The 26,255-nt window shown below is 73.4% G+C and carries 22 protein-coding genes and 4 pseudogenes; 10 read left to right on the top strand and 16 right to left on the bottom strand.

The features are described 5' to 3' along the window. Positions 1-42 precede the first annotated feature (42 nt). Both G7075_RS16250 and G7075_RS16245 read right to left on the bottom strand, forming a co-directional pair. Positions 43-708: a DUF2461 domain-containing protein gene (locus G7075_RS16250; RefSeq protein ID WP_166123391.1), complete on the bottom strand. Its 666-nt coding sequence runs from the start codon at positions 706-708 to the stop codon at positions 43-45. Beyond that, on the bottom strand, positions 705-1,133 hold the full coding sequence (locus G7075_RS16245; protein WP_166123389.1) for a DUF1801 domain-containing protein: 429 nt from the start codon (positions 1,131-1,133) through the stop codon (positions 705-707). Before G7075_RS16245 ends, G7075_RS16250 begins: the two co-directional genes overlap by 4 nt. A 118-nt stretch (positions 1,134-1,251) precedes the next feature. Here G7075_RS16245 and G7075_RS16240 point away from each other — a divergent pair, with 118 nt between their 5' ends. Then, entirely contained in the window at positions 1,252-2,088 is an 837-nt protein-coding gene (locus tag G7075_RS16240; protein ID WP_166123387.1) for an Fpg/Nei family DNA glycosylase, read from the top strand. Between the two features lie 10 nt (positions 2,089-2,098). Here the strand turns inward: G7075_RS16240 and G7075_RS16235 are convergent. The 4 genes and pseudogenes from G7075_RS16235 to G7075_RS16225 form a co-directional block, all read right to left on the bottom strand. Continuing rightward, positions 2,099-3,749: pseudogene (locus G7075_RS16235) on the bottom strand (ABC-F family ATP-binding cassette domain-containing protein). Positions 3,750-3,912: 163 nt separating this feature from the next. Then, a complete protein-coding gene (locus G7075_RS16230; protein ID WP_166123385.1) occupies positions 3,913-4,440 on the bottom strand; it encodes a YdeI/OmpD-associated family protein in 528 nt (175 codons plus the stop codon). A 4-nt stretch (positions 4,441-4,444) separates the two neighbouring features. Next, the gene (locus tag G7075_RS20405; RefSeq protein WP_205860542.1) at positions 4,445-4,744 is read right to left on the bottom strand and encodes a sialidase family protein; all 300 of its coding nucleotides are present in this window, start codon (positions 4,742-4,744) and stop codon (positions 4,445-4,447) included. Beyond that, the gene (locus G7075_RS16225; RefSeq protein ID WP_205860541.1) at positions 4,735-5,601 is read right to left on the bottom strand and encodes a sialidase family protein; all 867 of its coding nucleotides are present in this window, start codon (positions 5,599-5,601) and stop codon (positions 4,735-4,737) included. Before G7075_RS16225 ends, G7075_RS20405 begins: the two co-directional genes overlap by 10 nt. Before the next feature lie 238 nt (positions 5,602-5,839). On the opposite strand from G7075_RS16225, the gene G7075_RS16220 reads away from it, so the two are divergent. After that, positions 5,840-7,021 (top strand): acyl-CoA dehydrogenase family protein, encoded by a 1,182-nt coding sequence (locus G7075_RS16220; protein WP_166123383.1) that lies wholly within the window; start codon positions 5,840-5,842, stop codon positions 7,019-7,021. Between the two features lie 113 nt (positions 7,022-7,134). Here G7075_RS16220 and G7075_RS16215 read toward each other — a convergent pair whose 3' ends face one another. After that, complete coding sequence (locus G7075_RS16215) at positions 7,135-7,452, bottom strand: hypothetical protein (RefSeq protein ID WP_166123381.1); 318 nt, start codon at positions 7,450-7,452, stop codon at positions 7,135-7,137. Then, entirely contained in the window at positions 7,449-7,655 is a 207-nt protein-coding gene (locus G7075_RS16210; protein WP_166123379.1) for a DUF2945 domain-containing protein, read from the bottom strand. Before G7075_RS16210 ends, G7075_RS16215 begins: the two co-directional genes overlap by 4 nt. 180 nt (positions 7,656-7,835) lie before the next feature. Between G7075_RS16210 and G7075_RS23055 the strand changes: the two are divergent. The 3 genes and pseudogenes from G7075_RS23055 to G7075_RS21555 all read left to right on the top strand — a co-directional run bounded on the left by G7075_RS23055 (position 7,836) and on the right by G7075_RS21555 (position 11,858). Then, a pseudogene (locus G7075_RS23055) lies at positions 7,836-8,374 on the top strand (rRNA adenine N(6)-methyltransferase family protein). A 158-nt stretch (positions 8,375-8,532) separates the two neighbouring features. Beyond that, positions 8,533-9,429, top strand: a pseudogene (locus tag G7075_RS21560) (lamin tail domain-containing protein); the annotation flags it as partial. Positions 9,430-9,812: 383 nt separating this feature from the next. Further along, on the top strand, positions 9,813-11,858 hold the full coding sequence (locus G7075_RS21555; protein WP_371814253.1) for an ExeM/NucH family extracellular endonuclease: 2,046 nt from the start codon (positions 9,813-9,815) through the stop codon (positions 11,856-11,858). 146 nt (positions 11,859-12,004) lie between these two features. Here the strand turns inward: G7075_RS21555 and G7075_RS16195 are convergent, their stop codons facing one another. From G7075_RS16195 to G7075_RS16175, 5 genes are read right to left on the bottom strand one after another with little or no spacing between them, the layout of a single operon-like run. Then, positions 12,005-12,943 (bottom strand): zinc-binding alcohol dehydrogenase family protein, encoded by a 939-nt coding sequence (locus tag G7075_RS16195; protein ID WP_205860538.1) that lies wholly within the window; start codon positions 12,941-12,943, stop codon positions 12,005-12,007. A 43-nt stretch (positions 12,944-12,986) separates the two neighbouring features. Further along, on the bottom strand, positions 12,987-13,349 hold the full coding sequence (locus G7075_RS16190) for a hypothetical protein (RefSeq protein WP_166123375.1): 363 nt from the start codon (positions 13,347-13,349) through the stop codon (positions 12,987-12,989). Then, positions 13,346-14,209 (bottom strand): extradiol ring-cleavage dioxygenase, encoded by an 864-nt coding sequence (locus tag G7075_RS16185; protein ID WP_166123373.1) that lies wholly within the window; start codon positions 14,207-14,209, stop codon positions 13,346-13,348. The genes G7075_RS16190 and G7075_RS16185 overlap by 4 nt, the downstream gene beginning before the upstream one ends. A gap of 21 nt (positions 14,210-14,230) precedes the next feature. Beyond that, positions 14,231-15,016, bottom strand: a complete 786-nt coding sequence (locus tag G7075_RS16180; RefSeq protein ID WP_166123371.1) for a citryl-CoA lyase — start codon at positions 15,014-15,016, stop codon at positions 14,231-14,233. After that, positions 15,013-16,191 (bottom strand): CaiB/BaiF CoA-transferase family protein, encoded by a 1,179-nt coding sequence (locus G7075_RS16175; RefSeq protein WP_166123369.1) that lies wholly within the window; start codon positions 16,189-16,191, stop codon positions 15,013-15,015. The genes G7075_RS16180 and G7075_RS16175 overlap by 4 nt, the downstream gene beginning before the upstream one ends. A 225-nt stretch (positions 16,192-16,416) precedes the next feature. Here G7075_RS16175 and G7075_RS16170 point away from each other — a divergent pair, with 225 nt between their 5' ends. After that, a complete protein-coding gene (locus G7075_RS16170) occupies positions 16,417-17,898 on the top strand; it encodes an amidohydrolase family protein (RefSeq protein WP_166123367.1) in 1,482 nt (493 codons plus the stop codon). A gap of 78 nt (positions 17,899-17,976) precedes the next feature. Further along, positions 17,977-18,792 (top strand): IclR family transcriptional regulator C-terminal domain-containing protein, encoded by an 816-nt coding sequence (locus G7075_RS16165; protein ID WP_166123365.1) that lies wholly within the window; start codon positions 17,977-17,979, stop codon positions 18,790-18,792. Between the two features lie 128 nt (positions 18,793-18,920). Here the strand turns inward: G7075_RS16165 and G7075_RS16160 are convergent, their stop codons facing one another. From G7075_RS16160 to G7075_RS16150, 3 genes are all read right to left on the bottom strand, one after another. Continuing rightward, positions 18,921-20,468 (bottom strand): DEAD/DEAH box helicase, encoded by a 1,548-nt coding sequence (locus G7075_RS16160; protein WP_166123363.1) that lies wholly within the window; start codon positions 20,466-20,468, stop codon positions 18,921-18,923. A gap of 182 nt (positions 20,469-20,650) precedes the next feature. Beyond that, positions 20,651-21,670 (bottom strand): ROK family protein, encoded by a 1,020-nt coding sequence (locus G7075_RS16155; protein WP_166123361.1) that lies wholly within the window; start codon positions 21,668-21,670, stop codon positions 20,651-20,653. Continuing rightward, positions 21,667-22,908, bottom strand: coding sequence for an ROK family transcriptional regulator (locus G7075_RS16150; protein WP_166123359.1), 1,242 nt, complete (start codon positions 22,906-22,908; stop codon positions 21,667-21,669). The genes G7075_RS16155 and G7075_RS16150 overlap by 4 nt, the downstream gene beginning before the upstream one ends. Positions 22,909-23,117: 209 nt before the next feature. Here G7075_RS16150 and G7075_RS23050 point away from each other — a divergent pair. The 3 genes and pseudogenes from G7075_RS23050 to G7075_RS16135 all read left to right on the top strand — a co-directional run bounded on the left by G7075_RS23050 (position 23,118) and on the right by G7075_RS16135 (position 26,168). Further along, positions 23,118-24,373 (top strand): annotated as a pseudogene (locus G7075_RS23050) (extracellular solute-binding protein). A 5-nt stretch (positions 24,374-24,378) separates the two neighbouring features. Then, a complete protein-coding gene (locus G7075_RS16140; protein ID WP_166123357.1) occupies positions 24,379-25,347 on the top strand; it encodes a carbohydrate ABC transporter permease in 969 nt (322 codons plus the stop codon). After that, positions 25,344-26,168 carry a carbohydrate ABC transporter permease gene (locus G7075_RS16135; protein WP_166123355.1) on the top strand — a complete coding sequence of 275 codons (825 nt, stop codon included), beginning with the start codon at positions 25,344-25,346 and terminating at the stop codon, positions 26,166-26,168. Before G7075_RS16140 ends, G7075_RS16135 begins: the two co-directional genes overlap by 4 nt. Positions 26,169-26,255: the final 87 nt, after the last annotated feature.

Here is a 26,255-nt window from a genome sequence, read left to right as displayed (position 1 = left end):
CTCCCGCATGGCGGCGGCGGCGCCGACCGGGCGGGCGCGCGGTCAGCGCCCGCGCGGTACCTGCGTGGCGCCGACGTGCTCGGTCAGCCAGTCGACGAGCGGGCGCACGGCCCGCCAGTCGGCCCGCACGCGCTCGAGCACCTCGGGGGTGTCGAGCCACGGCGGCGACCCGTGGCGGCGGGCCGCGATGAGGTGCTTGTGGCGCATCAGGTCGAGGCGGGGGTGGTCGGCCGCCACCCCGCGCGGCCGGGTCGCCACCTGCTCGCCGCCGATCTCGAAACCCGAGGCGACGAGGCGGTCCACCACCGCCTGCAGGGCCCCGCCCGAGGCCGGTGCGTCGACCGCCGCCCGGTAGCGCGGTGTCTGGTCCGGGCCGCTCGGGTAGAAGCCGCCCCCGGTCATCAGCCCCTCGGCCGAGACCTGCACGTAGAACCCGACGCCGGGCACGGTCGCGGCCAGCGCGCCCTGGTGGTCCTTGTACGGCGACTTGTCGGCACTGAAGCGCACGTCGCGGTGCGGCCGGTAGAGCCGGGCCGCCCCGAACTCGTCGGTCAGGGCCTCGACGAGCCACTCCATCGGCTCGCGCACCGACTCCTCCCAGCGCGCCCGGTTCGCCTGCCACCACGTCCGGGTGTTCTCGGCGGCGAGGTCGTCGTAGAAGTCGAGCGCGTCGACGGGGATGCCTGCCCCGCCCGGCGGCGGGTTCATCCCTCCGGCTCGTGGTTGCTCGCCCAGGCCCGCCCGACGAGCTCGGTGAGCACGTTGCGGTCGAGGTCGGCGAGCCGCTTGACGTAGAGGCAGCCCTTGCCGGTGGTGTGCGGGCCCAGCCGGCCCAGGAGGTCGTCGTTGCTGCCGTCGTAGGTCAGGCCGTAGAGCGTCAGCGCCGCCTTGCGCGGGGACAGTCCCACGGCGAACCACTCGCGCTGCTTGCCGTCGGCCGTGCTGTAGGGCTGACGCCCGAACCCGATGGTGCTCGGCCCCCACATCCGCGGTTCGGCCCCGGTCACCTCGCGGAGCAGGGCCAGCGCCTCCTGCGCGTCCGCGCGCCGCCGCTCGTCACGTACGCCCGAGACGAACTCCTCGACGTCCCCGCCGGTCGCCGTCGTCTTCCGGTCGTGCTGCTCGCCCGCCATGCCGACCTCCTCCTCGATGGCCTCGACCGTAGAGGCCGCCCGGGCCCGGCGCCAAGGCCCGGTCTCGAGCCCAGGGTCCGCCCGCGCCGCTGTCTGCCCCGCGGGCGAGGATGGGCCGATGCCCGAAGGCCACACGATCCACGCGCTCGCGCAGCGCGTCGAGGCGGCGTTCGCCGGGACGGCGGTGCGCTTCTCCTCGCCCCAGGGGCGGTTCGCGGAGTCGGCGGCGGTGCTCGACGGAGCCCGCGTCGAGTCGGCGGAGGCGCACGGCAAGCACCTCGCGGTCCACGTCGAGGGCGAACGCGTCGTCCACGTGCACCTCGGGCTGTTCGGGCGCTTCGGGGTGCGTCGACACCGGCGGGTCGACCGCGGCGAGCCGCCGACCGACCTCCCGCTCACCGGACAGGTGCGGCTGCGGATGGTGAACCGCACGCACGTCGGGGACCTGCGCGGGCCGATCGTCTGCGAGCTGGTCACCCCGGCCGAGTGGGCGACGGTGGAGGCCGGTCTGGGCGCCGACCCGCTGCGCGGGGACCGGTTGCCGGCCTCCGTGCTCGAGCGGATCGGACGCACGCGCCGGGCCGTCGGCGCCGTCCTCATGGACCAGACCCTCGTCGCCGGCGTCGGCAACGTCTACCGGGCCGAGCTGCTGCACCGCCACGCCCTGGACCCGCACACCCCGGCCCGCGAGGTGCCGACCCGTCTCGTCCACGAGGTGTGGGACGACCTCGTCCGGCTCATGCCGCTCGGGGTGCGCACCGGCCGCATCCTCGTCGCGGACGGGGACGTCGACCGCGCCGAGACCCTGCTCGCCGACGGCGGCACCGGGCGCATCCGGCCCGTCTACGCGGTCTACCGGCGGCACGGACGGCCCTGCCCGCGCTGCGGCGAGCTCGTCGTCAAGGAGTCGATGGCCGGTCGCAACCTCTTCTGGTGCCCGGGCTGCCAGGTGTGAGCCCGGGGCGTCAGCCGACGTGCGTGACCGTGACCCGTCCGTCCTCGACGTGCCAGCGCTGGTCGAGCCGGACGGCGTCGAGCAGCCGGCGGTCGTGCGTCACGAGCAGCAGCGTGCCGTCGTAGGACTCCAGCGCCGACTCGAGCTGCTCGATGGCGGGCAGGTCGAGGTGGTTCGTCGGCTCGTCGAGCACGAGGACGTTCACCCCCGCGCCTGGAGCAGGGCCATCGCCGCGCGGGTGCGCTCGCCGGGTGAGAGGCCGCCGACGGGTGTCGCCACCTGGTCGGCCCTCAGCCCGAACTTCGCGAGGAGGGTGCGGACGTCGGCCGGCGCCAGCTGCGGCAGGGCGTCCTCGACCGCCGCGCCCAGCGGCCGGTCCTCGGCGAGGCCGGTGCGGGCCTGGTCGATCTCGCCGACGGCGACCGACGGCCCGCGGCTCGCGCGCCCGGTGTCGGGTGCCAACCGCCCGGTGAGAAGGCGGAGCAGCGTCGTCTTGCCGGCGCCGTTCGGGCCGGTCACGCCGATCCGCTCCCCCGCGCCCACCTGCAGCGAGGCCGGCCCGAAGTCGAACTCCCCCAGCCGGACCGCTGCGTCGTCGAGGGTCGCCACGACCGAGCTCGAGCGGGGCGCCCGGCCGATGCTGAACTGCAGCTGCCACTCCTTGCGCGGCTCGGCGACCTCGTCCAGCCGCGCGATCCGCGACTCCATCTGGCGCACCTTGCGAGCCTGCTTCTCCGAGGACTCCGCCTGCGCCTTCCGGCGGATCTTGTCGTTGTCCGGGCTCTTACGCATCGCGTTGCGGACGCCCTGCGAGCTCCACTCGCGCTGGGTGCGGGCCCGACCCTCGAGGTCGGCCTTCGTCGAGGCGAACTCCTCGTAGGCCTCCCGCGCGTGACGGCGCGCGACCGCCCGCTCCTCGAGGTAGGCGTCGTACCCGCCGTCGAAGACCGCGACCGAGTGCTGGGCGAGGTCGAGCTCGACGATGCGGGTGACGACCCGCGAGAGGAACTCGCGGTCGTGCGAGACGAGGACGACGCCGGCGCGCATCCCGCGGACGACGTCCTCGAGCCGCCGCAGCCCGGCGAGGTCGAGGTCGTTCGTCGGCTCGTCGAGGAGGACGACGTCGAAGCGGCTGAGCAGCAGGGCCGCCAGGGCCACCCGGGCCGCCTGACCGCCCGAGAGCGCGGTCATCGGGGTGTCCGGCGGGAGGTCGAGGCCGAGGTCGGCGAGCGCCGGTGGCAGCCGTTCCCCGAGGTCGGGTGCTCCGGTGGCCTGCCAGTGGTCGAGGGCGTGGGCGAAGGCGTCGCCGGCCGTGGACGGGGCGTCGGGGTCGGCCATCGCCGAGGCCGCGGCCTCCATCGCGATGGTCGCCGCCGCGGCTCCGGTGCGGCGCGCGACGTACCCCGCGATGCCCTCCCCGGGCAGGCGCTCGTGCTCCTGCGGCAGCCAGCCGACGAACGCGTCGGCGGGCGCGGTGGCGATGGTGCCGGCCAGCGGCTCGAGGTCGCCGGCGAGGAGGCGCAGCAGCGTCGTCTTCCCGGCGCCGTTGGCCCCACCACGCCGACGACGTCGCCCGGGGCGACCGTGAGGTCGAGGGACTCGAAGAGGGTGCGGTGTGCGTACCCCCCGGCCAGGCCCTTGGCGACGAGGTCGGCACTCATGCCGCGATCGTAGGTGGCCCCCGCTCCGGGAGAGGTGCGCGGGTCCGGGTGCGGTCGCGGGGGGACGCGGGCAGGTCGCCCGGACTCTGCCGAGTCGAGTGCGCAAGTGGCTGCCGGAACGACCACTTCCGCCCTCGACTCCGGGAACTTGGGGGCGCCCGGGTCAGGACGGCTCGGGCAGCTTGCCGCCGCGGGCGACGTCCGGGTCGGTGCACGAGGAGAGGTCGAAGCAGCAGGGGCGGCGCTTGCCGTGGTCGATCTTGTCGATGCTCACCCCGACGCGCTTGGCGCGGGTGTCCGGGTTGGCGGTGGCGCCGACCCAGCGCACCCACTCCCAGCGGGCCATCGGGGTGATGTCGTCCCAGACCGCACGGATGTGGTCCGGCGCGTCGTGGAGCGCCGCGGTGAGGTCGGCCGGTACCGACGGCTCGGGCCACTCCTCCGCCACCGCGAGCGACACCTCGACGTCCTCGCCGGATGCCCTGTCCGACAGCCGGATCCAGTGACCCCGACGACCGTCCGGCTCGACGACGGTCTCGAACGGCTCGCCGTCGAGCATCCCCGTGACGGCCACCTGACCGCGCGAGGGCAGGGCCCGGCTGGCCTCGGTGGGCAGCCGCAGCAGCGTCACCCCGCGCACCACCTCGGGGGTGGCGGTGAAGGAGACGGCCGTCGTCGTGGTGCTGCTCACGGGCTCATCCTCGCGGTTCGAGCACCTCCACGGCCAGCACGGTCGGCAGGTGACGGGCCACCTCGTCCCACGTCTCGCCCTCGTCGCGGCTGGCGAACACCGACCCGCTGTTGGTGCCGAAGTACACCCCGGCGGGCTCCTGGCGGTCGCCGCTCATCGCCTGCCGCAGCACGGTGAAGAAGCACGACTGCTGCGGCAGGCCGTCGCGACGGGCCTCCCACGAGGCGCCGCCGTCGCGCGAACGCCACACCGCCGCAGCCGCATCCGGCGGGTAGCGCCCGGCCATGTCGCCGTTCAGCGGCAACGTCCACACGGTCTGCGGGTCGCGCGGATGGGTCTGGAGCGGGAAGCCGAAGGTCGACGGGAGGCCCTCGGTGACGTCTCGCCAGGTGCCGCCCCGTCGTCCGAGCGCCACACCCCGTGGTGGTTCTGCTGGTAGAGCAGGTCGCCCTCGGCGTGCTCGAGGTGGTGGACGCAGTGGCCGACCTGCCCCTCCGACGGCTCCGCGGGGTGCTCGGCCGTGCCGTCGGCGGCCGACTCGGCGAGGTCGTTGGCCCGCTCCCACGTCACCCCGCCGTCGCGGGTGACGAACACGCCGGCCGCCGAGATGCCGACCCACATCCGCTCGGGGTCCGCCGGGTCGGCGACGATCGTGTGGAGCACCAACCCCGCGCCGCCGGGATTCCACTCCGGCCGCGACGGGTGGTCGGTGAGGCCCTTGACCTCCGACCACGTGCGACCGTCGTCGTCGCTCACGAGGAGGGTGGCGGGCTTGGTGCCGGCGTAGAGGCGGTCACCGACGCGGGCGAGCGACCACACCTGCGAGAACGCGTCGCCGAAGGGCGCCGGCTCCTCCGTCCACCCGATCATCGCCGCGAAGCCCGGGTCGTTCGCCGCCCAGGTGTCCATCTCGCCGGTCGTCAGCTTCGTGAGCTCCCAGGTGTGCCCGGCGTCGTCGGAGCGCCAGACCCCGGCGCCCGACCAGTCGCCCCCGCCGCCGGCCCACATCGTGCCGGTCCCGGGGTCCCCGACGACGTGGTTGACCGGCCACCCGTCGCAGTACGGGCCGCGCACGGTCCATCCGGACCGGTCGGCGTCCCCGTCGAGGACGAAGGCTCCCTTGCTCGTCCCCACGAGCACGTGGATGGCTGCGTCGGACATGCCGGCCCCTTCCGTCTCCCGCCCGAGTGGTCGGCGGGCGGTGTCGTCCAGTGTCCCGAGGCCGTGGCGCCCCGGCAAGGGTCACCCACCGGTGCCCTCGTGGGGGTTGACCGGCGCGGGGGCCGGAACTCATCGGTCCGACGCGCGCGGCCCCGACGCGCAGCGGCAGGGGTGATGATCGGGGGGTGCCCCGGGCCACCGACGTCCCGGGGCACGCCGACCGACGGGAGCACGACCGATGGACCTCGACCTCACCGACGACGAGCGCGACATCCGCCAGTGGGTGCGGACCTTCGTCGAGAAGGAGGTCATGCCGCTCGAGCAGGACGTCCTCGCCCGCGAGCGTCGGCACGAACGCGGCCTGCCCGCCGAGGAGCTGAAACGGCTGCAGGACACCGCCCGCGAGGCCGGCTTCTTCGGAGTGCTGACGCCCGAGGAGTACGGCGGGATGGGCCTGTCGGCCGTCATGGCGGCGCTCGTCGAGGTCGAGCTCGGGCGCTCGTTCGTCCCGTTCCGGTTCGCCGGCGAGGCCGACAACATCCTCTTCAACGCCTCGGAGAGCCAGCAGGACGAGTACCTGCGGCCCACCATCGAGGGCACGCGGCGCAGCTGCTTCGCCATCACCGAGCCCGGGGCCGGGTCGGACGCGCGGGCCATCCGCACCGCTGCCCGCCAGGACGGCGACGACTGGGTGATCAACGGCGAGAAGACCTTCATCACCGGCGGGCACGAGGCCGACTTCGTCATGGTCTTCGCCGTCACCGACCCCGAGGCGCACGCGGAGGGACGCACCGGCGAGTCGGTCACCTGCTTCCTCGTCGACCGCGACCGCGGATGGACCTCGCACCCGATCGACACGATGGGCGAGTGGGGTCCGGCGGCGCTGACCTTCGACGACGTCCGCGTGCCCGGGTCGGCGGTGCTCGGCGAGGTCGGGAAGGGCTTCGCGCTGGCCATGCAGTGGATCGGCAAGGGCCGCTACCTGCTGCCGGCGCGCGCCCTCGGCGGCTGCGAGCGGATGGTCGAGATGGCGATGGAGCACGCGCGCACCCGGGTGACCTTCGGGAAGCCGATCGCCGAGCGGCAGGCCATCCAGTGGATGATCGCCGACTCGGCCGTCGAGATCGAGGCGCTGCGCTGGCTCGTCCTGTCCGCCGCGTGGCAGGTGGATGCCGGGCGCGACTCGCGCCAGGCGCAGTCGACGGCCAAGCTGTTCGGCGGGGTGCACGCCAACCAGATCGTCGACCGGATGCTCCAGGTGCACGGCGGGATGGGCTACACCCGCGACCTGCCGCTCGAGCGCTGGTACCGCGAGCTGCGGCTGCTGCGCATCTACGAGGGCACCGACGAGATCCAGCGCCGGACCATCGCCCGCAACCTGCTCAAGGGGCACGCGAGCGTCCGCGGCCACCTCGGCTGACCGCGGTGCGGCCGGGCGACGAGGACGGACCGGCTCGCGAGCCGGTCCGGTCCTCCCGAGCCCGACCGGCGCGGCTCGCGACGAGCGGGACGGCTCGCGAGCCGTCCCGGCGGTCAGTCCTCGGTGAACTTCCGGCTGTTGGCCCAGCGCTCGCCGGCGTCGCCACCCCACGCGTCCCAGGCGACCCGTCCCGGGCTGGGGTAGCCCGCCCCGCCGCGCTGGAACCCCGCGGCCTCCTTGTCGGCGGCGTGCCGCGAGAAGTAGTCGCGCATCCGGCGCAGCACGTCCGTGCTCACGTCCTCGGCACCGGCGAGCTGCGTGGCCCGGCGACGCCCCGTCGTCGTGAAGCCCTCCCCCGCCCGCCCCTCGCCGATCCAGCGGACGGCCCGGGCCGCGGCCCGCTGGACGTCCTTCGGGGGGACCGGGCTCACGAGTGCTTCCTCAGCGCCGACTCCTTGTGGGCCGCGGTGGCGCCGGTCTTCGCCGACTCGACGATGTAGTACGGGTCGTCGTCGGTGGGTTTGAACGTCTGCCCGTCGTGCTGGAAGTCGCTCGTGCGCTTCTCCCTGACCGTGCCGTGGGTGCTGCCCTGCGAGGTGTTCCAGCTGACCTCGTCGCCCGTGCTGAACGCCATGTCGTGCTTCCCTCCGTCGTGCCCCGAATGCCCTCCGGCCACGCTAGCGGCACGAGGCGCCGGCTGGAGCCCGAGCGACACCCGGGTCCGGCGGCCGTCGAGACCACTGATAATCCGTTGCTGCACAGCGGGTCACGATCTACCGTCGCCGCATGTTCACGATCACCACGGTGACCTGCCGTGTCCGCCTCCGGCCCGCGGAGCACGAGCTGGGGATGGCACCGACTCTCTGACTCCACGGCCCGACGCGTCGTCACCGCCAGCGGTGTGTCGCCGGGCGACCTCGTCCTCGACCCCGGTGCGGGCACCGGGACGCTGACCCGCCACCTCCTCGCGCGCGGCGCCCGCGTCGTGGCCGTCGAGCTGCACCCGGGTCGCCTGGCCGCCCTGCGGCGCATCGACTCGCCACGGCTCACGGTGGTGCGCGCCGACGTCCGGGACCTGCGGCTGCCGCGCACCCCGTTCCGGTGGTCGGCAACCCTCCGTTCGACGGCTCGAGCGCGCTGCTGCGCCGCCTGACGTCCCGCGGGTCCCGGCTCGTGCAGGCCGACCTGGTGCTCCAGCAGGCCGCGGCCCGACGGTGGGTCGAGCTGCGCGCCCCGGGAGCCGGGCGCTGGGCCGGCGAGTGCTCGGTGGCGGTGGTCCGGCGCGTGCCGCGCTCGGCGTTCCACCCGCCGCCTGCCGTCGACTGCCTCGTCCTCCGGGTGACCCGCCGGTGAACCCGCGCCCGGGTCCATCGAGGGTTCGCCGACCGTTCACGGATCGGGTGGTCGCTCGAGTGGTCGAGGTCGTTTCCCGGTGCTACGTTCCGAGCCACCGTGAGCGGGTCGAGCCGTCGAGGACAGGTCGGCGCTCCCCGCAGGACCCAGGAGGATGCATGAACCGCATGCCGTTGCGTCGGCTCGTGGTGAGGGTGGCCGTCGGCGCCCTCGCCCTGGCCGCGCCCGTCGCGCTGACGCCCACCCCCGCGTCGGCCGCCGCCACCGACCTCTTCTTCTCGGAGTACGTCGAGGGCTCGGGCAACAACAAGGCGCTCGAGATCTACAACGGGACGGGCGCCCCCGTCGACCTCGCCGCCGGCGGGTACGTCGTCCAGCAGTACTCGAACGCGAACACGACGCCCGGGCTGACCATCCCCCTGACGGGCGCGGTCGCGCCGGGCGACACCTGGGTCCTCGCGTACACGGGCACCTCGGCCACGCCGGCGAACCCTCAGATCCTCGCCGCGGCTGACCAGACGTCCTCGAGCGCGTTCTACAACGGCGACGACACCGTCGTCCTGCGCAAGGGCGGCCAGGGCGGTGCGGTCCTGGACTCCATCGGCCAGATCGGTGGCTTCGTCGTCTGGGGAAGCGGCGACGTCACGACGCAGAACCACACCCTGCGTCGCAAGACCGAGGTGTGCGTGGGTGACACCGACCCGACGAACGCGTACGACCCGGTGCCCGAGTGGGACGGCTACCCGCAGGACACCTTCGACGGGCTCGGCTCGCACACCGCCACCTGTGGCGGAGGGCCCGTCGAGGACGACGCCCCCGCGGTCGCCTCCGTGACCCCGGCCGCGGGGTCGACCGCCCCCGTGACCTCGGACGTCACGGTGACGTTCAGCGAGGCGGTCACGGCCCCGGCCTCGGCCTTCTCCCTGACCTGCGCCGGCTCCGCCGTCCCGTTCGCCCTGAACGGCGGCCCGACGACCTTCACCCTCGACCCGACCGCGAACCTGCCCTTCGGCGCCTCGTGCACGGTCACGGTCACCGCCGCCTCGGTCAGCGACGTCGACACGAACGACCCGCCGGACACGATGGCCACCGACCGCACCTGGTCCTTCTCCACCCCCGAGGACGTCGACCGCTGCGCGCTGCCGGCCACGAAGGTCGGCGTCGTCCAGGGCGCCGGCGACACCACCCCGCTCGCCGGCCAGACGACCACCGTGCGCGGCGTCGTCGTCGCCGACTACGAGGGCGCCAGCCCGAACCTGCGCGGCTTCTACCTCCAGGACACCGGGGACGGCGACCCCGCCACCTCCGACGGCATCTTCGTCTTCAACGGCGGCAACCAGGACCTGGTCTCTCGCGGTGACGTCGTGACGGTCACCGGCACGGCCGGCGAGAACCAGGGCCAGACCCAGATCTCCACCGACGCCACGCGTGTCACCGTCTGCGGCACCGGCACGGTGACGCCCACCGAGCTCGCCCTCCCGATGGCCAGCGCCACCGCCTACGAGCAGTACGAGGGCATGGCGGTCACCTTCCCCAGACCCTGTCGGTCACCGAGCACTTCCAGCTCGGCCGCTTCGGCCAGGTCGTCGTCTCCTCCGGTGGGCGCCTGCGCCAGCCGACCAACGTCGTCGCCCCGGGTCCCGAGGCCCTCGCCCTCCAGGCGGCCAACACCCTCAACCGCCTGATCGTCGACGACGCCACCCAGGCCCAGAACCCCGACCCGATCATCTGGGGTCGTGGCGGGCAGCCGCTGTCGGCCGAGAACACCCTGCGCGGCGGCGACACCGTCACCGGCGCCACCGGCGTCATGACCTACACGTGGGCCGGGAACGCCGCCAGCGGCAACGCCTACCGGCTGCGGCCGGTCGACCAGACCGGTGCCGGCATCCGCTTCGAGGCGGCCAACCCGCGGCCGTCGTCCGTGCCGGACGTGGGCGGCGACGTCCAGGTCGTCGGGATGAACCTGCTCAACTACTTCAACACCTTCTCCGGCTGCACCGCCGGGACGGCCGGTGCCGCCACCGACTGCCGCGGCGCGAACAACGCGGCGGAGTTCGAGCGGCAGGCGGCCAAGACGGTCGCCGCGATGAAGGCGCTCGACGCGGACGTGTTCGGCGTCAACGAGATCGAGAACGACGGGTACGGCCCGAGCAGCGCGCTCGCCGACCTCGTCGGGCGGCTCAACGCGGCCACGGCGCCGGGGACGTACGCGTACCTCGACGTCGACGCCCGCACCGGTGGCACCGACGTGCTCGGCTCGGACGCCATCAAGGTCGGGACGATCTACAAGCCGTCCGTCGTCACGCCGGTCGGCAACACCTCGGTGCTCAACACCCCGGAGTTCGTCAACGGCGGCGACAGCGCCCCGCGGGCCCGTCCCTCCCTCGCCCAGGCGTGGAAGGTCAACGCGACCGGCGGCGTGTTCATCGTCGACGTCAACCACCTGAAGTCCAAGGGCTCGGCCTGCGAGGTCGCGGATGCCGGTGACGGACAGGGCAACTGCAACGTCGTCCGGACCAACTCGGTCAAGGCGCTGCTGCAGTGGCTCGGCACCGACCCCACCGGCACCGGTGACGACGACGTCCTGCTCGTCGGCGACTACAACTCCTACGCCAAGGAGGACCCGATCCGCACCCTCGAGGCGGGCGGCTTCACCAACCTCGTGCGCAAGTACCAGGGCGAGGACGCCTACTCGTACGCCTTCGACGGGCAGTGGGGCTACCTCGACCACGCGCTCGGCTCGGCGTCGCTCGTCGGGCAGGTGACCGGGGTCGGTGACTACCACATCAACTCCGACGAGCCGGCGATCCTCGACTACAACACGGAGTTCAAGTCCGCGGCCCAGGTCGGCTCGCTCTACGCGCCCGACCAGTACCGCGTCTCGGACCACGACCCGGTGATCGTCGGGCTCGCCCCGGACGGCCCGCCGCGCGTCGACGCCGCGTTCGTCGACGGCTCGGTCTCCTGCGGTCGGGACAACGCCCAGCTCAAGGTCACGGTCACCGACCCGCGCGACACGGCGACGGTGAAGGTCGAGTGGGGTGACGGCACGACCTCGACGGTCGAGGGCGTCACCGGCACCCGCACCATCGGGCACACGTACGCGACGGCCGGGCAGCACACGGCGACGGTCACCGTCACCGACAGCCGGGGCAACGTGGCGACCACGACCGCGCAGGTCGTCGTCGAGTACCGCCTCGACGTCGTGCCCACGGCCGGGTCGACGCTCACGCTGTCGCGCGGGGTTCCGGTGCCGGTCATCGCCCTCGTCCGTGACTGCGACGGCCGGTTCGCCTCCACCGCCGCGCCCGTCGTCACGCTGACGCAGGGCTCGACGGTGGTGTCCCGGACCACCCTGTCGGCCGTCGGGCCACTCTGGGTCGGTGCGGTCCGCACGTCCGGCCTGGCCAAGGGCACGTACGCGCTGGGCACCACGCTGCCCGCGACGGGTCAGTCGGTGACGTCGACGCTGCGCCTGCGCTGACCGACGACGAGGCCCCCGGCCGTGGAGCGATCCGCGACCGGGGGCCTCGTCGCGTCCCCACCCGCCGCTTCCCTCCTGCCGCGGATGTGTGTGAACACGCCGGGAGCCGCCGGCGTGTTCACACACATCCGCGGGAGGAACGGGGGTCAGGGGACGAGGACGACCCGGTGGCGGGCCCGGCCGGCGGCCACCTCCGCCCACGCCGCGCCCACCTCGTCGAGCGGGACCACGTCGTGCGCGACGGCGATGCTCCCCGCCGCCGCGTGCTCCAGCACCGTCGTGAGGACCTCGGCCTGGCGGGCGGCCGTCAGCGAGACGTTGGTGTAGCCGAGCACGGCGGCCGAGCGGCTGCGGACGACCGCGGAGTCGACGGACAGGGCCGGTCCGGCGCTGCTGCCGAGGTTGACCAGCCGCCCACCCGCCGCCAGCGCCCCGACGGCGGCGCTGCCGGGGACGCCGGCCAGCGGGTCGACGACGACGTCGAACCCGCGCTCGACGGTCGCCGAGAGCCGGGTCGTCAGGGCGGCGGCATCCTCCCCACTGTGCAGCTCGACCACCTCGTCGGCGCCCAGCGCGCGCGCCCGCTCGAGCGCCTCGCCCGAACGCGCCGCGGCGACCACCCGGCCCGCCCCGAGCACCCGGGCCGCTCCGACCGCGGCCTGCCCGACGGCACCGCCGGCGCCCAGCACGAGCACCGTCTCGCCGGCGACGAGGGCGGCCCGGCGCTCGAGCACCTCCCAGGCCGAGACGGCCGACAGCCCCAGGGCCGCCACGACCGTGTCGTCGACGGCCGCCTCGACCACGACGACCGACGCGGCCCCGGCGCGGGCCAGCGTCGCCATCGCCCCGTCGCCCGGGGCCATCCCCGCGGTCGTCGGGAACCAGACCCGCCGGCCGACGAGCCCGTCCGGGCCGCGGAGCACGAGGCCGACACCCTGGACCCCGGGTACGTAGGGCAGCGCGGGCGGGCCGAAGTACGAGGTGCCGGAGGCGCAGAGGAGGTCCAGCGGGGTGATGGGGACCGCGGTGACCTCGACGAGCACCTCGCCCTCGCCGAGGCCGTCGGGATCGGCGCGCTCGGTCACCCCCGGCGGGTGGCCGTGGGCGGTCAGCGTCGCGGCGCGCACGTCAGGTCGCGATGTCGGGGTAGGGCAGCGACAGGTGCGCGAGGGCCTCCCCGTAGCCCTTCTGGTACGACAGTGGCTCGGGGTGGTCGCGCTCGAACATCGCGATGAAGAGGGTCAGCGTGAGGAACGGGTGGGCGCCCAGCTGGAAGAGCGCGACGTGGTCGTGCGCCGCGAGGGCCGCGCGCTCCGGGCCGGTGAAGGCCAGCCAGGTGCTGGCCTCCCCGTCGATGACGTTGAGGATCCGGTTCGCTTGGGTCTCCTCCCACCACGCGACGAACGCCTCGCCGTCCTCGCGGTAGCGCTCGACGAGCTCGGGGTCGCGGTCGACCGTGTACAGGAACTTGTTGAGCAGGTACTTGCTCATGTCGGCGCTCCGTCCGGGTACCAGGTGAAGTAGGCCTCCATCGTGTGGAACAGGTCGAGGGAGTCGACGTGGTCGGCGCGCACGCCCTGACCCGCGACGCCCATCATCAGCATGAAGTCCATGAAGCCGTGGGTCGCGTTGCCCGGCAGGTGGAGGCTGTCGAGCGTGACCTCGCCGAGGCAGCCTTCGAGGTCGCCGTTGGCGATCCACTCGACGGCCTTGCGGTCGAAGTCGGGGTCGGGGCCGTGCGGGCCGAACTGGCGCGGCCCGCCGAGCTCGAGGGACAGGTGCCCGGTGCCGATGACGGCGACGCGCTGGTCACTGGGCCACGACTCGACGAGCTCGCGGATGGTGCGGCCCAGCTCGACGAAGCGCTTCGGCTGCGGCAGCGGCGGCGCGAAGATGTTCGTGTAGATCGGCACGATCGGCAGGTCGGCCTCGGGCCGCAGCGTGATGATCGGGCAGGTGATCGAGTGGTCGATGCGCAGCTCGTTGCTGAACGCGAGGTCGAACCCGGAGTCGAGCCCGCCGCGCAGGATGTGCGACGACAGCTCTTCGTGGCCCTCGAGGCGGAACCTCGGTAGGCCGAACTCCCGCTCCTCGTTGTACCAGTTGGCATCGTAGACAGGCGCTTTGCCGACGAGGAACTGCGGCATGTTGTCGAGCCAGAGCTGGTGGAAGTGGTCGCTGCCGACCATGACGAGCACGTCTGGACGTGCCTTCGTCAGCGTCTCGCGGAAGCGCTCGATCTTGGCCACCCACTCGTCGGCGAACGGTGGGCGATCCTCTCCCACAGCGGTGCTCGCGCGGTAGTAGAACGGATGGTGCGTCGAGGCGATGACGGCGACGACCTTCGCCATGGAGGGTCTCCTTCCCTGCGGTCAGCTCTGGGGGTCCACGTACTCGGCGTGCCGGTCGACGGACAGGTACACGTCCATCCCGATGGGGCGGCGGCGCTCCTCGGCGAGCTGGCCGAGCAGGCCGGCAGCCCGGGCCAGGAGGGCGAAGCCGCGCAGTAGCTCGACGGGGAGGCCGAGGTCGGCCAGCGCCGCTCCGCACACTCCGGCACCGTTGAGCGGCAACCTCTTCCCGAGCACCTGCTCGTGCACGCGGCCGACCGCCTCGAACAGCCGCAGGTGCGGGCCGCGCAGGCCCTCCTCCTCGGCGATCCGGACGAGGACCGGGGTGCGGGGGTCGCCCTGCTTGTGCACCGGGTGGCCCAGGCCGGGGACGAACCGACCCGCCTCCTTCGTGCGGCGCACCGCGTCGAGCGCGACGGCGTCCCACTGCTCGTCGGTGGTCGGGAGGTCGTCGCCGAGGTCGGTGACGACGGCGTCGAGGAAGGCGCCGCAGTCCTCGGTGACGCCCAGGAAGCGCGACCCGCCGCCGAGCAGCCCGGCGGCCAGCGCTCCCTGGAGCGAGTCGGGCGCCGAGAGGTAGGTGAGCCGGGCGGCGATCGCCGTCGGGGTGAACCCGTGGTCGGCCAGGGCGACGAGGACGGCCTCGAAGACCCTCACCTCCGACGGGGTCGGGCGGCGCATCGCGACGAGCCAGAACGCGAGCTCGCCGAACCCGACCTCGCCCATCAGGTCGGCGGTGAGGTCCTGGCCGAGCAGCCGGATCTCGTCGGCGCTCGAGGTGCCGAGCGACGTGGGGTAGGTGCTCATGCGTCGGTCTCCTCGGCGTCGTCGGGCGGGGTGGCGAGCCAGCGGCGGATCTCCTCGCCGTGCTCGTCGAGGGACGGCGGCGGCAGCACGTAGTCCGGTGGCGAGGCCGAGAGCCGGATGGGGTTGCGCACCGACGGCACCGCGTCCGTGCCCTGCCCGACGACGACGACGGGCTCGAGCCCGACCGACTCGGCGAAGGCCACTCCCCCGTCGACGGTGTTGATCGGCCCGCACGGCACCCCGGCCGCGGTGATGTCGCGGAACCACTCCATCGTCGTGCGGGTCGCGAGCCGCTCGACGAGCAGGGGGCGCAGCTCGTCGCGGTGGGCGGTGCGGTCCTCGTTGCCGCGGAAGCGTGCGTCGTCGGCGAGCTCGGGCACGCCCAGCACCTCCACGAGCCGGCGGAACTGGCCGTTGTTGCCCGCCGTGATGATGAGGTCGCCGTCCGCGCAGGGCATCGGCTCGTACGGGAACAGGCTCGGGTGGCTGTTGCCCATCCGGGTCGGCACGACCCCGCCGGCCACGAAGGCGCTCGACTGGTTGACCAGCCCGGACAGGGCCGAGGACAGGAGGTTGACCTCGACGTGCTGGCCGCGCCCGGAGGCCTCGCGGGCGTGGAGGGCGGCGAGCACCCCGATGCTCGCGTGCAGGCCGGCCATGACGTCGAAGACCGAGATGCCGGCGCGGAACGGTGGGCCGTCCGGGGCGCCGGTGAGGCTCATCAGCCCCGAGATGGCCTGCACCATGAGGTCGTAGCCGGGCAGCTCGCGACCACCGGGGCCGCTGCCGAACCCGCTGATCGAGGCGTAGACGACGCCGGGGTTGCCCGCCGCGACGGTGTCGTAGTCGAGGCCGAAGCGGGCCAGGCCCCCGGGCTTGAAGTTCTCGACGAGGACGTCGGCCCGGCGCGCGAGCTCACGGGCGGCGGCGAGGTCGCCCTCGTCCTTGAGGTCCAGGGCCACCGAGCGCTTGTTGCGGTTGACGCCGAGGTAGTACGTCGAGACACCCTCGCGCACCGGCGGGCTCCACGTGCGCGTGTCGTCACCGCCGGGGGACTCGACCTTGACCACCTCGGCCCCGAGGTCGGCGAGCAGCATCGTCGCGTAGGGCCCGGCGAGGATGCGCGAGAAGTCGGCGACGAGCAGGCCGGCGAGCGGTCCGGACCTGGTGGTCATCGCGGCTCCTCCTGCTCCACGTGGCGAATCGCGGACACCTGTCCGCATCTGGCCCTCCTGAGTCTCGCCGCGCGGAGCGGCGGCTGTCAAGGGCTCGTGCACAGGGCATGCAGTCCCCACGCGCGGCCCCTTGACACGACGGCCCGAGCGCGCCCACAGTGGCTGCGACGGCACAGGGGTGCCGCTGGACGGACAGCCGTCCGCACGAACTGAACGGGAGAGGTCATGGCTCACGACGAGGTGGCCGACGGTCGTCCGGTGCTGTTCCGGAACGCCACGGTGCTGACGATGGACGACACCCACAGCGTGCTCACCGGCGGCGACGTGCTCGTCGTCGGCGACCGCATCGCCGAGGTCGGGCACGGCCTCATTGCGCCGGACGGCGCCCTGGAGGTCGACGCGGCCGGCGGCATCGTCATGCCCGGCATGGTCGACACCCACCGGCACATGTGGCAGACCGCGATGCGCGGCTACGGCGCCGACTGGACGCTGACCCAGTACTTCGTCTGGTACTACCTCGAGCACGGCCGGCGCTTCCGCCCCGAGGACGTGCACACCGGCAACCTGCTCTCGGCGTGGGACGCCCTCGAGGCCGGGGTGACGACCACCGTCGACTGGTCGCACGGCCTCCAGTCGGTCGAGCACGCCGAGGCCGCCGTCGACGCGCTCCAGGCCGTGCCGGGCCGCTTCGTCCTCGGCTACGGCAACATCCAGGCCGGGCCGTGGGAGTGGACCGCCGACCCCGACGTGCGCTCCTTCCTCGAGCGCCGCCGCGGCGACCTGTACGGCTGGCAGCTGGCCTTCGACGTCACCGGCGACCCCGCCTTCCCCGAGCGCCCGGCCTTCGAGGTCGCCCGCGAGCTCGACCTCCCGGTGACGACGCACGCCGGCGTGTGGGGTGCCACGAACGACGACGGCATCCGGCTCATGCACGAGAACGGCTTCATGGACGAGCGCACCGTCTACGTGCACGCCGCCACGCTGGCCGCCGACTCCTACCACCGCATCGCGGCCACCGGAGGCACGGTGTCGGTGTCGACCGAGTCCGAGCAGAGCGCCGGCCAGGGCTACCCGCCCACCTGGCAGCTGCGCCGGCACGGCATCCCGGTGGCGCTCTCGATGGACACCAGCGTCTGGTGGAGCGGCGACCTCTTCTCCGCGATGCGCACGACCCTCGGCGCCGACCGCTCGCGCGAGCACCTCGAGGCGCACGCGGCCGGCGACACCGTGACCAACGTGCACCTGCGCGCCGAGCAGGTCGTCGACTGGGCGACGCGCGGCGGCGCCCGGGCCCTCGGCCGCGACGAGATCGGGCGCATCGTGCCGGGTGCCAAGGCCGACGTCGTCCTCCTCCGCAACGACGCCTCGCCGGTGTCCTTCCCCGTGCTCAACCCCTACGGCCACGTCGCGTTCCAGGCCCAGCGCGGCGACGTGCACACCGTGCTCGTCGACGGCCGCGTGGTCAAGCACGAGGGCCGCCTCGTGGGGTGCGACCTCGACGCGCTCCGGCGCCGGGCCGAGGCCACCGTCGAGCACCTCGTCTCAGAGATGGGCGAGCAGGCCTGGCAGGACGGGATGAACCCCGCGCTGCCCGACGACGACGGGAAGGTGCTCGACAACCCGTACCAGTACACCGACTTCCGCACCGACACCACGCTCGCGCGCGGCACGGTCTTCGGCGAGCCGGGCGCGGGCGACCAGGGCTGAGCAGCGCTCCCGGCGCGCGGTCGTGACCGCGTAGGGTGCGGCGCGCAGCGGTCGGGTCGTCAGGAGGGAGCAGCAGCGATGGCTGGGCGCGGTGAGGGACCGGACTTCGTCGAGGCGCTCGCGCGCGGGCTCGACGTCATCGCCTGCTTCGACCGCGAGCACCCCGAGCGGTCGTTGAGCGAGGTGGCGCAGGCGACCGGCCTGGCCCGGCCCACGGCCCGCCGCCTGCTGCTCACGCTCGAGGAGCTCGGCTTCGTCCGCTCGCGCGACGGTGCGTACGCGCTGACGCCGCGGGTGCTCTCGCTCGGGACGGCCTACGTCGCCTCGCTCGGGCTCTGGGACATCGCCCGGCCGCGGCTCGAGGCGCTCGTGGCCCGCACCGGGGAGTCCTCGTCGATGGCCCAGCTCGACGGCTCCGACATCGTCTACGTCGCGCGCGTCTCCGTGCCCAAGATCATCGCCCTGCGGGTCGAGGTGGGGACGCGCTTCCCGGCGCCGCCGACCTCACAGGGCAAGGTGCTGCTCGCGGCGCTCACACCCGACGAGCTCGATGCCGTTCTCGCACAGCCGAGCCGCTCGGGGCTGCGGGGCCATCGCGAGCCGGTGCGCGACGAGCTCGACGACGAGCTGGCGCGGGTGCGGGCGCGCGGCTGGGCGCTCGCCGACGAGGAGCTCGCGCCGGGCGTGCGTTCGGTCGCGGTCCCGGTGCGCGACGGCACCGGCACCGTGCGGGCGGCGATGAACGTCACCGTGCACGCCGCCGAGACCTCCACCGAGCGGCTGGTCGACGACCTGCTGCCGATGCTCCAGCGCACCGCGGCCGAGGTCAGCGACGACTGGGCGCAGTGGCAGCGCCGACCCCACGTCGAGGTCGACCCGGCACCCCCCGCCTGAGCCCCGGCGGACCCTGCCCTCTTCCGCGAATGTGTGTGAACACGCCGGGATGTACCGGCGAGTTCACACACATTCGCGCAGGGGGGACCCGCGGAGGGTTCGGGGGTCGGGGACGTGCAGGTGGCGGGTCAGCGGGAGCGGCCGCCGGCGCGCTCGGAGAACCCGGCGGCGCCACCACCGGAGCGACCGCCGCCCTGCGGACGACCGCCGCCCTGGCCACGACGCGCGCCACCCTGACCGGCAGCACCGCGGCCACCGGCCGGACGACCCTGGCCCGAGCGCTTCTGGCCCGACGCCTGCGCGGCCGACCCCGAGCGCGGGGCGCCCTGGCCGCTGCCGGCCTCGGCGCGCGGGCCACGCGCGCGACGCGGACCACCCGCACGGCGCTGGCCCGAACCCTCGCTCCGACCGGCACCCGAGCCGCGACCACCACGGCCGCCGCGAGCGCCACCGCCGCCACGCGAGCCCGAGGACTCGGAGGCCCCGGCGAAGACGAACGCGCCCTCGAAGGTGCGCTCGCCCGGGGCGAGCTCGCGCAGCACGGGGTGCGTGGCGCCGGCCCGGGTCGTCGTGGCGCGGATGCCGGCCTTGCGGGTCAGGTCGCGGACGTCGCGGACCTGGTCGTCGGTCATCAGCGTGATGACGGTGCCCGAGGCGCCGGCGCGCGCGGTGCGTCCGGAGCGGTGGAGGTAGGCCTTGTGCTCGACCGGCGGGTCGGCGTGGATGACGAGGGCGACGTCGTCGACGTGGATGCCGCGGGCGGCGATGTCGGTGGCGACCAGCGTGCGGGCGGCGCCGCTGTGGAAGGCCTCCATCGTCCGGGTGCGCGCGCCCTGGCTGAGGTTGCCGTGCAGCTCGACGGCCGGCACCCCCGAGCCGTTGAGCTGGCGGGCCAGCTTCTTGGCGCGGTGCTTGGTGCGGGTGAAGACGACGGTGCGCCCCGGGGCGGCGGTGAGGTCGACGAGGACGGGGAAGTGTGCGTCGTGGCTGACGTGCAGCACGTGGTGCTCCATCGTCGAGACCGGGGACTGCGCGGAGTCGGCCTCGTGGGTCACCGGGTCGTGCAGGTAGCGGCGGGCGATGACGCTGATGCCGCCGTCGAGCGTGGCGGAGAACAGCATCCGCTGGCCGCGCTCGGGCGTGGCGTCGAGCAGGCGCCGGACCTGCGGGAGGAAGCCGAGGTCGGCCATGTGGTCGGCCTCGTCGATGATCGTCACCTCGACGGCGCCGAGCGAGACGTGGCCCTGGCCGATGAGGTCCTCGAGCCGGCCGGGGCAGGCGACGACGACGTCGACGCCGCGGCGCAGGTTCGCGACCTGCGGGCCCTGGCCGACCCCGCCGAAGATCGTGCACGAGGTGAGGCCGAGGGTCTTCGCGAGCGGGGCCATCGCGTCGTCGATCTGGGTGGCCAGCTCGCGGGTGGGGGCCAGGACGAGCGCCCGGGGACGCTTGGGCGCCCGCGGCGAACGGCTCGCGGCGAGGCGGGTGAGCAGGGGCAGGAGGAAGGCCACGGTCTTGCCGGAGCCGGTGCGGCCCCGGCCGAGCACGTCCCGGCCCGCGAGCGAGTCGGGGAGGGTCGCGGCCTGGATGGGCGTGGGCGTCGTGATGCCGCCGGTGGCGAGCACGTCGACGAGGGGGGCGGGCACGCCGAGCGCGCCGAAGGTGTCGTGGGACACGGGAACTCCAAGGTCTGTGGTGTCGCAGCGCGGGGCGAGCCGTCGGCAGCGACGAGGTGGATGTTCTGCCGGGCGGGCTCTGGGGCCGCGGCGCCGTGGCCGGACCGGGGTCCGTCACGATGGCATCGACATCAAAGAAGGGGTGTCCGCTGCAGAACCGGGCGGACCCACCGCGCACCAGTCTACGGCAGGTCGGGCACCGTCACGGACAGGGTCGCTCGGACGGGGTCCGCGCCGTCGGCCGTGGGCGGCGCCGGGGGTGCGGTCGGCGCGAGGTGGCTGGCCCCGATGGCCCCGGCCCACTCGCCGAGGGCGGCCCGCACCACGGCGACGCCGTCCGGGTCGGGCAGCAGCTCGGTGAGCGCGGCGTGCAACGGGTCGAGGAGGGTCGGTCCGGCCTCGGCCATCCCTCCGCCGACGACGACGAGTCGCGTTCCGGCAGAGGCGACCACGGGGGCCAGGGCGCCGGCGAGGAAGCCCACCGCCTCGTGCCAGATGGTGCTCGCCACCGGGTCCTCGGCGACCACCCCGGCCGCGACGTCGGAGGCGTCCCCCGACCGTCCGGCCTCGCGCCAGCGACGTCCGACGGCCGTGGCGCCCGCGACGACCTCGAGGCAGCCGCGTCGGCCGCAGCCGCACTCGGGGCCGTCCGGCTGGACGCGCACGTGGCCGAGCTCACCCGTCCAGGTGCTGCCGCGCACCACCCGGCCGCCCGTCATCAGGGCCACGGCCAGCCCGGTGCCGAGGGGGACGAAGAGCACGTCGTCGACGCCGCGGGCCGCGCCGAGCAGGTGCTCGGCGAGCAGGCCGGCGCGCACGTCGTGCCCGATGACGACCTCGGGGGTGACGTGGACCGCGAGGGCACCGCGCAGGTCGAGGTCGCTCCAGCCGAGGTTCGCCGACCACACTCCGTGCCCGCCGGCCTCGTCGACGAGGCCGGGCACGACCAGCCCCACGCGCTGCGGCGCCGGCGCCCCCTCGACCGACGCGACGAGCCGCTCGAGCACCCGCGCCACCGTGGGGCCCATCGTCGAGGCGATGTCGGCCGGCGTCGGCTCGACGTGGCGGCCGAGGACGACGTCGCCACGACGCAGCACGGCCTTGATGCGGGTCCCGCCGACGTCGACACCGGCGGCCGTCGCACCGTCGGCCGTCGCACCGGCGGCCGTCGCACCGTCGGCCGTCGCACCGTCGGCCGTCACGGCGCGGCCACCGCGTCACCCAGGCGCGCCTCGACCACCGTGAGGGCCAGCCGCACGGCACCGGTCGCGACCGCCGAGTCCCCGAGGCCGGAGAGCAGCACCCGCGGCGGGTCCAGCGTCCGGCGGCCGAGCTCGGTGCGGACGGCGTCGGCGAGGGGCCGGCCGACCCGGCTCGTGCGTCCGCCGAGGACGACCGTCCCGGGGTCGACGACGAGGACGAGGGCGGCGACGCCCGCGCAGAACCAGCCGACGAGCCGCTCCACGGCCGCCGCCGCCTCGGCGCTCCCGGCGTCCGCGGCCCGCACCAGCGCGCCGAGCACGTCGGCGGGCTCTGTGCCCACCAGCGCGGACGCGACCAGCGGGTCGTGCTCCGCGAGGTCGGCGGCGAGGGCCTGCACGGCCAGGGTCGAGACCCGTCGCTCGAACGGTCCCGGGCTGCCCTCGCGGAGGGAGGAGCCGTCCGACGCCGCACCGTCCGGGTCGCGGAACACGTCGACGAGGCCGAGCTCGCCGGAGGCCATCGTCGCGCCGCGGTACGGCGTCCCGTCGATGACGAGGCCGGTGCCGATCTGCTCGTCCCAGTGGACGAAGGCGAAGGTGTCGATGCCTCGGGCGACCCCGACGGTCCGCTCGGCGAGGGCCGCGAGGCGCACGTCGTTGTCGATGAGGACCGGGCACCCGAACGCCTCGGCGACCCGGTCCGTGACGGGCAGCGCGCTCCATCCGGGGATGTTCGAGGCCGTCCGGATCCGTCCGGTGCCGACGTCGACGACCCCCGTCGTCCCGATGCCGATGGCCCACAGCCCGGTGGCCGAGGTGTCCGCGGCGACGACCGTGCGCAGGGCGTCGAGCACGGCCCCGAGGACCTCGTCGGCGACGGCCGTCGTCGCCGTCCGGACCTCGGAGACGACGGTGCCACCGAGGTCGGCGAGCACGGCATGCACCTCGTGCGCGCTCACCTGGACGCCTGCGACACAGCCCAGCTCGTGCCGGAAGCGGACCCGCTGGGCCGGCCGGCCGACGGCACCCTCGGACCGGGAGGCGGTGCGCTCGACGAGGCCGAGGTCGACCAGGTCGTCGACGGAGCGCGTCGTCGCGGGCCGGGACAGCGACGTGAGGGCGACGAGCTCGGCGAGGCTCACCGGTCCCTCGCTGCGCCGGAGGGCGTCGAGGAGGGCGGCACGGTTCATGCCCCGCAGCACGTGCGGCCCCTTGGCCACCGGTGCGGTGTCGCTCACGAGGTTCCTCCCCCGAAGGTCTTGACGCGGGTCCGGTCGGGGACGATTATTTACGAATCATTCGTAACTGTCCATGGTGAGTTTCCGGCCACGGGCTCGAGGGCAGGGTCGCCCCGGCGACCGCCCCTCGTCCCGGCCGAGCGCGCCGCGGACGACCCACCTCGACGCCCCGGACGCCCGGGTGCCTGCGAGAGAGACGAGGACGTGACATGGGGAAGTCGACAAGGGCCGCGGTCGCGGTCGGGGCGCTCGTCCCGGCGCTGCTGCTCGGCGCGTGTGGCGGGGGCAGTGGTGCGGGCGACGCCGGGGGTGACTCGGGCGGCAGCGGCGACAAGGCCACGACCATCACCCTCATGGCCGCCGAGTACTCCAAGGACAACACCAAGGCGTTCTGGGACGCCTTCGCCAAGGAGTACAAGAGCAAGTACGGGTACACGCTCGACGTCAACGTCGTCAGCTGGGACAACATCGACCAGCAGTCCTCGACGATGATCCAGAACAACCAGCCGCCGGACATCCTCAACCTCAACGCGTACGCCAGCTACGCCAAGGACGGCCTGCTCTACAGCGCCGACGACGTCCTGCCCTCGGAGGTCAAGTCCGACATCCTCCCGACCTTCGTCAAGTACGGCACCTACGACGGCAAGTTCTACGGCTTCCCGGACCTCAGCAGCGCCCGCGCGCTCTTCTACAACACCGACCTCTTCAGCAAGGCCGGCATCTCGGCCCGCCGACGACCTGGGCCGAGCTCGAGGCCGACGCCCAGAAGGTCAAGGCGACCGGCAACACCGGCTACGCGATGCCGCTCGGCCCGGAGGAGTCGCAGGGCGAGTTCTCGATGTGGCTGTTCAACAACGGCGGCGACTGGAAGACCGACGGCACGTGGTCGATCAACTCGGACAAGAACGTCGAGACCCTGACCTTCATGAAGAAGCTCGCGGCGGCCGGTCTCACGCAGTCGAACCCTGCCCGCACCAACCGCGCCGACGCCTTCGACCTCTTCAAGTCGGGCAAGGCCGGGATGGTCGTCGGCTTCTCGCCGCTGGCCGGTGACCTCGACAAGGACGGCACCGTCAAGTACGCGGTCGCGCCGTTCCCGAGCAACGACGGTTCCGAGAGCAAGACCTTCGGTGTCACCGACTACCTCATGGCCTTCAAGAAGAAGGGCAACCAGGACGCGGTCAAGGCGTTCTACGAGCTCTACTACTCGAAGGACCAGATCAACACGTTCATCGAGAAGGAGGGCTTCCTCCCGGTGACGACCTCGGGCGTCGAGTACTTCCAGAAGGACGACAAGCTCAAGGTCTACCTCGACACCCTGCCGAACGCCCGCCTGACCCCCACCGACGACCCGACGTGGGACAAGGTCAAGCTCGCCGTGCAGCAGAACCTCGGTGGCGGCATCACCGGTGACCCGAAGGCCACCCTCGACAAGCTCCAGAAGTCCGCCGAGGCCGGGGGCTGACCGACGTGACGACGACCGGCGACGTCCAGGCGCCGTCGGCCCGCACGACCCCCGGGGGACCCCGCCAGCGGCGGCGGTCCTCCGGGGTCGGCCGGGTCAGCGCCCCCGTCGCGCTGCTCTGGCTGACCCCGGCGATCCTCCTCATCGTCGGGGTCGTGGTGTTCCCGGCGATCATGCTCTTCCGGGCCTCGCGCTCCGAGTACTCCATCACCGGGCTCTACAAGGGCGCCGCGGGCTGGGACAACTACACGAAGGTGCTCAGCTACCCCGACCTCCCGGTGGTGCTGAAGAACACCGTCGTCTGGGTGGTCGCCGTCGTGGCCATCACCATCGTCCTGTCGCTGGCCCTGGCCCAGCTGCTCGTCAAGGACTTCCCGGGCCGGCGCTTCGTGCGCTGGGCGGTCATCGTGCCGTGGGCCGCCTCGCTCGTCATCACCAGCCAGCTGTTCGTCCTGCTGTACGACGACAACTACGGGCTGGTCAACCACGTGCTGCTCAAGCTGCACGTCATCTCGACACCGATCTCGTTCCTCGGCGACGACCGCTTCACGATGGCCTCGATGGTCGTCGTCGGCGTCTTCGTGTCGCTGCCGTTCACGATCTTCGTCTTCATCGCCGGGCTCAACGCGATCCCCGACGACGTCATGGAGGCCGCCGAGGTCGACGGCGCCTCGCCCTGGCAGCGCTGGCGGCAGATCACCTTCCCGCTGCTGCGCCCCGCGATGCTCATCGCCACCGTGCTCAACACGATCTACGTGTTCAACAGCTTCCCGATCATCTACACGCTCAACGACCGCAACCCCGGCTTCGGCCACGACACCCTCATCACGTTCATGTACAAGCTCGCGTTCAAGAGCCAGGAGAAGGACGTCGGGATGTCGGCCGCCACGGGCATCATCAACGTCGCGATCATCCTCGTCGTCGTGCTCGTCTACCTGAAGCTCGTCAACTGGCGCGAGGAGACGTCGCGATGACCAAGGTCCGCCGCCCCCGGCTCGTCGCGTTCACCGCGGCCGTCGTCGGGCTCGTGTTCCTCGCGCCGTACCTCGTGATGGTGCTCGACAGCTTTCGCACGAGCACCGACGTCAAGACCACCCCGCCGTCGTTCCTGCCGCGGGTGTGGCAGTTCGACACCTACCTCACGGTGGTCACCGACGGCCGCTTCCCGCACTGGCTGCTGACCTCGCTCATCGTCTCGCTCGGCGCGACGGCGGTGGTCATCGTCGTGGCCATCCCGGCGGCGTTCATGACCGCGCGGCACCGCTTCCCGGGGCGGGGGGCGTTCCTGCTCGTCGTGCTCATCACCCAGATGTTCGCGCCGACCTCGCTCGTCGTCGGGCTGTACCGGCAGTTCTTCGAGCTGAACATGATCAACACCTACGGGGCGCTGATCATCACGAACGCGGCCTTCAACCTCGCCTTCGCGATCTGGATCCTCCACGGCTTCTTCTCCTCGATCCCGCTCGAGGTCGAGGAGGCCGCGGCGCTCGACGGCGTCGGGCGGGTCGGGATGCTCCGCCGCATCATGCTGCCCCTGACGCTGCCCGGGCTCGTCACCGCCGTGATCTTCACGTTCATCGCGGCGTGGAACGAGTACGTCGTCGCGCTGACCCTGATGATCGACGACGACAAGAAGCCGCTGACCGTCGGGTTCCGGTCCTACGTCACCGGCTACGAGCAGAACTGGGACCAGCTGTTCGCCGCCTCGGTCATCGCCGTCGTGCCGGTCGTCATCCTCTTCGCGCTCATCGAGAAGCACCTCGTCGGCGGCCTGACCGCCGGCTCCGTCAAGTAACCCGGGTCTTCCCGACTCATTGCCCAGAACCCACCGCCAGGGGTCGATTCAGGGCCCCGCGCGGTGGGTCCTGGGCAATAAGTCGAG

The organism is Phycicoccus sp. HDW14 (assembly GCF_011383005.1).
Classification (GTDB): Bacteria; Actinomycetota; Actinomycetes; order Actinomycetales; family Dermatophilaceae; genus Phycicoccus.
Note: the sequence above shows the minus strand (reverse complement) of the source record. Positions and strands in the feature narration are given on the sequence as shown.